The sequence below is a fragment of the Waterburya sp. genome, from assembly GCF_058530065.1.
Genome location: NZ_JBZNBU010000035.1, coordinates 1 through 4,739 on the forward strand (window position 1 = coordinate 1; position 4,739 = coordinate 4,739).

The following is a 4,739-nucleotide window of genomic DNA, read 5'->3' on the forward strand; positions in this document are numbered from 1 at the left end:
AGGCAACTTTCCTTTGGTTGTCAACCCCTCTCCCCCCAAAAAAATTCAACAAAACTTTTGCTCTGGCTCAAATCTATCTGTCACAACATTTACGAACTTGATTCTGTTTTATATTTTTCTTTGGCTGAAGTAAATGCTTTTCTTTTTAAAACTGGATGTAGTCCTTCTCTAATTAAAAATATTGTTTACATACAAAACAAGACTCAGGATATTACTAGCCTTTATCCCAAGCCTTGATTGAGTATTATCTATTTGAGTTTATTAGATAGTTTAAATTAGTTTATTTTGTTTACTTGCCAAAACCCTTACCCCGATCGCTTTTGGGCATACAAACACAGTTTTCAATTTGTTGGCTTAATTTTTCCTTATCTATGTTTTGACCGATTAAGACTAATTGATTTTTCTGTTCTCCCATCCACTCTTCATCTTCAAGAGTAAATCTTTTACCACTTAAATGAAAAATATGACGTTTAGGACTTTCATCAAACCACAAAATACCTTTAGCGCGAAAAACATTTTCAGGCAGTTGATTATCAAGAAAGTATTGAAATTTGCGAATTGCTAGAGGTTTATCAAATTGAAAAGAAATGGAGGAAAAGCCATCATTTTCTAAATGATGAGAATGGTCGTGGTCGTGGTCGTGATGGTCGTGGTCGTGATGGTCGTGGTCGTGATGGTCGTGGTCGTGGTCATGCTTTGATTCTGCCTCTTCAAAATATTTATCCGATTCAAATAAACCAACACTTAAAATTAAGGGAATAGATACTTGAGATTTTTGCGTCCTTAAAATACGAGCATCTTGTTTTATATCTCGTACTCTAATCTCTAAGGCATCTACATCAGCTTCATCAACCAAATCGGTTTTATTTAGAACAATTACATCACCATATTGAATTTGGCTCAAAGCAGCTTCACTATTAAACAAATCGAGGCTAAAGTTAGAACAATCTACCATCGTCACAATAGAGTCAAGGCGAGTCATATCTCGCAACTCTGTACCCAGAAAAGTCAATGCTACAGGAAGAGGATCTGCTAACCCTGTTGTTTCTACAACCAGATAATCAATCTTTTCTTCTCTTTCTAAGATCTTGTAAACAGCATTAATCAAATCTTCATTAATAGTGCAGCATACACAACCGTTGTTCAATTCCACCATGTTGTCTCCGTCTGTGGAGACAATTAACTCATTGTCAATGCCAATTTCGCCAAATTCATTGACCAATACAGCGGTTTTGAGTCCTTCTTGATTGGTTAAAATATGATTTAGCAAGGTGGTTTTACCACTACCCAAAAAGCCCGTGATGATAGTAACGGGTAAGCCTCTTTTGGCAGTTTCCATTGTGTTAGGCGCTGGAGTATCAACAGTTGTCATAACGATTATTCTTAAATATTGTCAGACTAGAAGTAATTTTCTTTATTCTAGATTTTTCTGGCAATCTCAAGGGGATTTCTCAGAATTAATTAGTGATTTGCTAATGTGTATCAACGATCCATTGTCGATTGTTGACGCAATCGATCTAACTCTTCTCTATCTTTTTTCAACTCTTGTTCTAATTCTTGCAATTGTTCTCGACGGGTTTCAATCTCTAATGCCCGACGGTTTAACTCTAAATTCTGGGCAGTAATTTCCTGTCGCCATTTTTCTACCTTGCCTTGTTCGGTTTTGATAAATTGGGGATTAATGGCATTTTTGGTCAAATGTTGCTGTAATATGCTTAAAATCCATTCTTTAGCATCTTGAATACTAATTATTTGTCTATTTTTGCCCATTTCTACCAGCACAAGTACTCCTACCCCAAGAGAACTTTCTTTAGCTAGGAGCAAAGTTTGGGAATTATCTAACTCCCAGACATATTCTGATTCTTGACGGGCGAGTACCTGTAGCTGTATTTCTCCCGAATTGGGGTTAGTTTCAACTTGGGCTAAATATAACATGGCTTATATCATTTGGCATTGAGCATTTAGTATTTATCGTTTGTTATCGATTATTTATCAACTGTAAATGCTTTAGCTAGTTTACTAATTGCCAAACTAACAAAAGTATAATGATAAATATTCAATATTTATACTCTAAATACATTAATAATACTATTACTGTAAACGATTTAAGCACTCCTTTAACATATCTATCGAACAGCTAAACTATTCAATAGTTGCGATCGCATTATTCAGCCCTATTCTTTTTCTCAATAATTAGAGAATCAATTTGATGGAGCTATCTTTGCTGATTGTCATAATTATTAATTACTTATTATTAATTATTCATTCTCAATTGCTTCTAATTTAGCCAATCGACTTACCAAATCTTGATTGGTTTCCTTCAACTTATCGATTTCTTGACGCAATTCTTTAACTGCTTTATCCGCACCTAGATTTTTCTGTACTTTAGTAACTGCTTCCTCCGCACGACGACGCACCCTACCATCAGGGGTTTGGGCTGCAAGCTCGTTTAAAATAGTTATGGCTTGAGCAGTTTGCATTTGAGATAATGCCCCCACTACCGCCACTTGAGTCAAGAAGAAAGATTCTCCTGAAATTGCTTCTAGCTGTTCTAAAATCTCGCCTAGTTTTTCTGGAGGTTGACCAGTAGAAATTGCTCCCAAACTGCGGATTGCTGCCAGTCTCAAGGCTTGGGGAATACCTGGTTTAGTATATTCGAGAATCAGATCCGCAGCCTCAGTAGAAGTTTTCATTTTACTCAATCCTGCGATCGCACCACCGCGCACTACTTCATTCCAACCTTGTTTGGTTTCTAGGGTAGTTTTTAGTAAAGAGATAGCGACTGCTTGTTTATTTTTTAAGTTACCCGATACCATTCCGCCAATACTTCGTGCAGCAGCGGCTTCAGTATAGTAACTAGGGTCTCCTTGTTGCAGACAATTAGCAATGCGATCGTAAGTAACTGGGTGTTTGAAGTTACTCAAAGCTTCGATCGCAGCCCGACGCACTCTGGCATCTTTATCTTGTAATCCAACTTCTAAAGCTTTAGCAGCTTGGTTGAGTTTAATTTTGCCGAGTTTTTTCGCTACTTCTACTCTGACTCCCCAGAAAGGATCGTCAGTAAGAGATTTAGCTAATGCCTTGACTACTTCCAATCCACCTTTTTTACTCAAAGCAGCAGCAGCATAAATACGAGAAGTGGAGTCTGGATCGTGTTTCAATTGATTTTTTAATTCGTTTACAGGGTATTGTAAGTTGACTGTCTTGAGGAAATTATTATTTAGATCGAAGCTGACAAAGCTAGGTTTCTTCTCTAAGGGGAAATAAAAACTTTGTTCTGCTTGATGGATGCGGAGGGTAAAGGTTTTGTATTCGGGTAGATTAGATTTTTTATTAATATAACCAAAGCCAACGGGAATCTTCAGATCGAATAACTCTTTGCTATCGCTATCTTTAGCTTGCTTTTGGGTTACGGTTAACTTAGCTAGCTTACTATCTCCATCCCAAGAATAGGCTACTTTATAATCGGGATGTCCGCCACGAAAGACATATTGATCGAAAAGGAAGCCTAAATTAAAACCAGTAGCTTTATCAATTGCCCGTAATAAATCTACTGTTTCTACTGTCTTGTGGGCATTGTCGTTAACAAAAGTCTGAATTGCTTTATCAAATAACTCGTCTCCCAAGATGGCACGAATCATGTGATAGACACAAGCACCTTTTTCATAGAGATGTCGGTCATAGAGTTCGATCGCTTCACGGTAGACATTAGTTACTATTGGACGACGGTAACGAGTACTATCTTCTGTTAAATAACTCCGTGCCTCATTTAATAAATAATAATCCGCATCATCCTTACCATATTCCTCTTCAGTCCAAAATACCTCTGCATACGAAGCCATCCCCTCTTTGATCCAAGCGTGCGACCAATGTTTGATTACCACCAAATCCCCAAACCATTGGTGCGCCAACTCATGCAGCACTAAACTTTCAGTCCGCATATTATCAATCGCTGCCCTCTCATCCAACAAACAGCGATCTGTTAATAGGGTAGTAGAAGTATTTTCCATTCCCCCAAAAATAAAGTCGTCAACGCAGACTTGGGCATATTTAGGATAGGGATATTTATAGCCATATTTCTGGGACAAAAACTCTACCATACGGGGGGTTTTCTCCATGCTGCGCTTCCCGTCTGCTTCTCTTCCCTTCTCCACATAGTAATTAACGGGGATACCTTGCCACTCGTCCTGAATTTCCGCAAAATCTCCCACTGCTAAAGTCATCAAGTAAGTAGGATGTACTTGCTTCTGATGCCAATGATAAACAACATTCCCATCCTTCTCGGTTTTACTAACCAACTCCCCATTAGAAATCGCCATCATATTAGCAGGCACTTGTACCTTGATTTCCGATGTGGCTAATTGCCCAGGATAGTCGAAACAGGGAAACCAAAAACGAGAATCTTCATCTTCTCCCTGAGTCCATACTTGCGTTGGCTTGTTGGGATAATGTTCGTCTGGGGCAATGAAATACAAACCCCGTTGGGGATTATCTACAGAATAAGCAATTTCTACTTTAACTGCTGCTTCACTTGTAGCCTGTTGCAAATGTATCTGGATTTGTTCCCCATCATAATCAAACTCCTGAGATATCTCATCCACCAATACCGACTCAATTTCTAAATCTACTGCATCCATCGTTAGCTGCTTAATTCCAGCCCTCACGGGAGTAATAGTAGTAGTGCAAGTCCCCTTGAAACTTTGGTTGGGAATATCCAATACTAAATCTAATAATATATG

General features: G+C 38.3%; 4 protein-coding genes. 1 reads left to right on the forward strand and 3 read right to left on the reverse strand.

What is annotated here, in order from left to right; genetic code table 11:
- On the forward strand, window positions 1-237 hold a 237-nt coding region (locus AC33VI_RS02430), incomplete at its 5' end, for a hypothetical protein (protein WP_491780678.1).
- A gap of 52 nt (window positions 238-289) precedes the next feature.
- On the opposite strand, the gene AC33VI_RS02435 is transcribed toward AC33VI_RS02430, so the two are convergent.
- The 3 genes from AC33VI_RS02435 to AC33VI_RS02445 form a co-directional block, all read right to left on the reverse strand.
- Window positions 290-1,372, reverse strand: a complete 1,083-nt coding sequence (locus tag AC33VI_RS02435) for a CobW family GTP-binding protein (protein ID WP_491780679.1) — start codon at window positions 1,370-1,372, stop codon at window positions 290-292.
- Between the two features lie 110 nt (window positions 1,373-1,482).
- A complete protein-coding gene (locus tag AC33VI_RS02440) occupies window positions 1,483-1,935 on the reverse strand; it encodes a hypothetical protein (RefSeq protein WP_491780680.1) in 453 nt (150 codons plus the stop codon).
- Between the two features lie 323 nt (window positions 1,936-2,258).
- On the reverse strand, window positions 2,259-4,739 hold a 2,481-nt coding region (locus AC33VI_RS02445; RefSeq protein ID WP_491780681.1), incomplete at its 5' end, for a DUF3458 domain-containing protein.

Bases quoted from the DNA above. Each gene is read 5' to 3' on its own strand.
- AC33VI_RS02435 (WP_491780679.1), bottom strand. From the start codon at position 1,372: ATGACAACTGTTGATACTCCAGCGCCTAACACAATGGAAACTGCCAAA.
- AC33VI_RS02440 (WP_491780680.1), bottom strand. From the start codon at position 1,935: ATGTTATATTTAGCCCAAGTTGAAACTAACCCCAATTCGGGAGAAATA.